Below are 4,749 nucleotides of genomic sequence, written 5' to 3' on the forward strand. Positions count from 1 at the left end.
ACTACGACCTGCCCGCCGGCTGGAGCATCGCCGACGCCGCCAACCGTGCCTGGGACGCCCTGCAGGGCCGCTGGATCAAGCTGACGGCCATCCCCGAGCAGCACCGCACCGCGGCGGTCACCCGCAAGGAATGGCTGCTGCCCCTGTTCTATGAGCTGGGCTTTGGCACACTGCGCATCGAACGCACCGCCGTGCAGATCGCCGACCGTAAACTCCCCGTCAGCTGCTTCTGGCCGGACCGCGATGAGATTCACATCCCGATCCACACGGTCGCCTGGGACGCCGACCTTGACACCCCCACCGGAACCGGGCCCATCGGGATGCGCCCCCACACTGTGGTGCAGGACTACCTCAACCGCGAACCCCTGGCCCTGTGGGGCGTGGTGTCCAACGGACACAAGCTGCGCCTGCTGCGCGACACCTCATCACTAGCAGGCTCCGCTTACCTCGAGTTCGACCTCGAAACGATGTTCTCGGGGGCACAGAGCTTCGAGTTCCAGCTGCTGTTTCGCATGCTGCACCACAGCCGCTTCGCGGTCACCGAGCCCGCGCAGCGAGCCGTCGGCGAACAGGATGAGCAGAGCAACGAGCTGGAGCTGACCAGTGCCCTGCCCGACGGTGACGAGGAGGACGCAACCGCATCGGCCGGCGATCTCGAAGCCGTGCGCGCGGTAACACCCGAGGACTGCTGGCTGGAAAAATGGCGCGTCTACGCCTTCAACGCCGGTGTGCAGGCCAGAGACAAGCTGCGCGACGGAGTATCGGCAGCCCTCGTCACCCTCGGCAACGGCTTCCTGAACACCCCGGGGCCGGCCAACGCGGAATTGCAACGCAAGCTCTACGACAACGAACTGCGCCGCGAGGACTTTCACCGCGCCCTGCTGCGCCTGGTCTACCGGCTGCTGTTCCTCTTCGTCGTCGAGGACCGCGGCGCCCTGCTGCTGCCCCACGATCCAAGTGACACCGCTGCAACCATCGCACGGGAACGCTACCGCTCCTACTACTCCACACATCGGTTGCGCGCCCTGGCCGAACACAGTGTCGGCACTAGCCACAGCGACCGCTGGCACGGCCTGCGCCTGGTGTTCGAAGGCCTGGCCGGCCGCCGCGATCTCACCGGCCTGCTCGGTTTGCCCCAGCTCGGCGGCCTGTTCGAGCATTCCGAAGACCTCGACATCTTCGACGACTGCAACCTATCCAACAGCGAGCTGTTCTCCGCGATCCGCCAACTGGCCTGGTTCGTCAACAATGGGCGGATCACCCGGGTCGACTACCGCAACCTCGGTAGCGACGAGCTCGGCTCCGTCTTCGAATCCCTGCTCGAAGAGATTCCGACCGTTAACAAGGACACACTGCGCACCGCCACCTACAATCTCACCACCGCAGCCGGCAACCAGCGCAAGACATCGGGCGCCTTCTACACACCCACCGCGCTGATCGAATCACTGCTAGATACAGCCCTCGAACCGGTGCTCGACGAGGCCGAAACCAGAGCGTGGGGCGTGAAGGACCCGGATGAACTGCTTAGCGTGACCGTGTGCGACCCAGCCTGCGGCTCCGGCCACTTCCTGACCGCCGCAGCCCGGCGTATTGCTCGGCGCTTGGCGCGGCTGCGTTCCGAAGGCGAGGAACCGACTCCGCCAGCGATGCGCGCGGCCATGCATGATGTGGTGGCGCGCTGCGTCTACGGCGTCGACATCAACCCGCTGGCCGTGGAGCTCGCTCAGGTGGCACTTTGGATGGAGTCGATTGAGCCCGGACGTCCGCTCTCCTTCCTAGACGCCCAGATCAAAGTGGGCAACGGCTTGCTCGGAGCGACTCCGGTCCTGCTGAACCGAGGCATCCCTCAAGAAGCCTTTAAAGCACTGGAGGGCGACGACCCGGCGCTCACCACGTGGCTTAAGGCACAGAACAAGAAAGAACAGGTAGTTCAAAAGGGCACGAGAAGGCGCAATTCCAACGGTAAGAGCGGGTTCGACACCGACTACGCGGTCATCTCGCTGTTCGACGCGTCGGAAGCGGTCTCGGCCAGCGCGAACCGGCTCGCTGAGGAGATGCGCGAGGTGTTGGCCAGGCCGGCCGCCTCTTTGGAAGACGTCGCCGTGCAGAAGGATCGGTACCGGCAGATCCGCACCTCCCCAAGCTTTCTAAAAGACAAGGCGGTCGCCGATACCTGGTGCGCTGCCTTCCTCCAGCTCAAGCAGCCGGGCCGCCCCGCCATCACCAATGAGCCGTATTACCGGCTGAAGAACGACAGCACACCGCTGGCACCCGAACTCGCCTCGCACGTGGAGGAGCTCGAGGCGCAGTACCGCTTCTTCCACTGGCACCTCGAGTTCCCGCAAATCTTCGACACCGATGGCAGTCGCGTCACCGAGGATGGCGGGGACGTCACGGGCTGGGAGGGCGGCTTCTCCTGCATCGTCGGCAACCCGCCGTGGGAGAAGGTGAAGCTTGAGCAGAAGGAGTACTTCGCATCGCGAGACCCCCGTATCGCCAGAGCCCGCAACAAGGCGGAACGGGAAGCCCTGATCGAGGCGCTGCCTGACAGCGAAGCCGGCAGGCTCATCTACCAAGAGTACCTTCAGGCCAAGCGGCGCGCCGACGGTGAGGGCCACCTCACTCGCGCCAGCGGCCGTTTCCCCCTTACCGCGACCGGCGACATCAACACCTACCCGTTGTTCACCGAAACCGCACGACTGTGCATCCAACCGCACGGCCGATTCGGGCTCGTCGTCCAGACCGGTATTGCCACGGACAAGACCACCTCACGCTTCTTCTCTGACCTCGTGAGAAATAAGGCCCTGGTCTCCTTCTTCGACTTCGCCAACGAGCGGTTCATCCTCAGCAAGGCTGTCGACCACCGGGTCCGGTTCTGCCTGCTGACTGCTGCCGGTCATGAGGCCCCCGTGGACCGCGCAACGTTTGCCTTCGACTGCTGGCTCATGTCGGACCTCGAACAGCGCAGCTTCACGATGACGCCCGAACAGATCGCGAGGGTGAACCCAAACACCGGCACACTGCCTATCTTTCGCACTCTCAGTGACGCTGCCATTGTCCTCGGGATTTACGACCGAGTACCGGTACTGTGGCGTGAGGCTGGCGAGAACCCAGTTACAGGCGAAAACCTCCCTGAGGCGAACCCCTGGGACATCTCCTTCATGACGATGTTTCATATGTCCGGCGACTCGCACTTATTCAAGCGCCGTGAGGAGCTTGAAGCCGATGGCTGGAAACTCATCGGAAACATCTTCAGTAAGAAGCAGGATGGCGAGGAGCTGCGCTATCTTCCCTTGTACGAAGCCAAGATGCTGCATCACTATGATCACCGTTTCGGAACGTACAAGGGGCAGACCGCGAGCCAAGCTGCCGTCGGCACATTGCCCCGCGTGACCACGGAACAACACGCCGACCCGTATTACAGTGTTATGCCACGGTACTGGGTTCCTGAATTCGATGTTGAGAACCCGAATGAATTAGATGAAAACGGTATGCCGATCCGGTATATGGGTGTGGCGCGCCGCCTCGAGTATCGGAAGTGGCGGCAGAAATGGCTAGTTTCTTGGCGTGATATCGCACGTTCCTCAGATACGCGAACTGCAATTTCTACGATCCTGCCAGCGTACGGGCTTGGACATACTGCGCCGATCCTGCTCGCCGGCGATCAGTCGGCGGAAACGGCCGCATTTCTTCAGGCCGTATTTGCCTCCCGGGTTTTCGATTTCGTCGTTCGACGCAAGATCGCCGGAACGCATCTGACCTATACATATTTGCGCCAGCTTCCGGTGCCAACTCCGGAAATGGTCGGTAATTGGAAAGCTGTAGCACAGCCACCCTTGAAATGGTTCGCTCAACGCGTGGCAGAACTGTGTTGCACCACACACGATCTCGCCGCCCTCGCCCAGGATTTAAACAACCCTGGAATACCATTCCAGTGGATAGAGAAGCGCCGTGCAGCACTATCCGCAGAGCTTGATGGTGCTCTACTCCATCTATATGGGGTGACCGAGGATGACGCGAAATACATTGTGCACTCGTTCCGGCCGCTCCGGCGTCGAGACGACGCGGAGACAGGCAGTTCGGTAGCCAACGACCTCATCATGGACGTTTACGTCGCAATACAGTCCGCCATCGCGTCGGGCACCACGTATCAAACGTTCCTTGATCCGCCACCGGGCCGCGGCCCGCGGTATGGCACGTAGCGACGCGACAACGAGCCTTTATTATGTGACGATCTGTCAGACCAACGCCGCAGCCGCGCGGCGGAACGGGGCGGAGCTCGGGTGACGACGCAACCAGCATCAGGCGCGGGGACAGTGGCCGCGGTGCTTGCTGCCCGTACCGATCTTGACCGGTACGGGGACTGCAAGCGGGCCCTGTTCGCGCTTGAACTGGCTACCGACGGCACCGAGGATATCCACGTAATAGCAGACGACGCGCTGACCGACGGATCGGACGATAAGTCGATCGACATCCTCTACGTCGACCGGCACCAGTGCGTCGCCTACTTGATCCAGGCCTACGAAGCCAAGACCAGGCAGAGCGTCGAGGTGAAGAAGGTCGCCACGCTCCACGGGGCCGCCGCATGGGCTCTCGGCAAGGACGGCAACGCTCCGTCAACCCGCATCCGCAACGCGGTGGAAGAGCTGCGCCGCGCTCTTGATGACGGACAGATCGGCGAGGTGCGGATCTGGTTCGTGCACAACCTGCCGGCCGACGCGGCTGTGGATGTCGAACTCAGGCAGACGG

The 4,749-nt window shown here is 62.5% G+C and carries 2 protein-coding genes; both read left to right on the forward strand.

Annotated elements, in window-relative coordinates; translation table 11 throughout:
* The coding region (locus tag VFA16_RS15740; protein WP_324968717.1) for an Eco57I restriction-modification methylase domain-containing protein at positions 1–4,202 on the forward strand (4,202 nt) is incomplete at its 5' end.
* Between the two features lie 114 nt (positions 4,203–4,316).
* A partial coding sequence (locus tag VFA16_RS15745; RefSeq protein WP_324968718.1) for a hypothetical protein occupies positions 4,317–4,749 on the forward strand: 433 nt, incomplete at its 3' end.

This window comes from Mycobacterium sp. (assembly GCF_035653355.1).
Lineage (GTDB): Bacteria > Actinomycetota > Actinomycetes > Mycobacteriales > Mycobacteriaceae > Mycobacterium.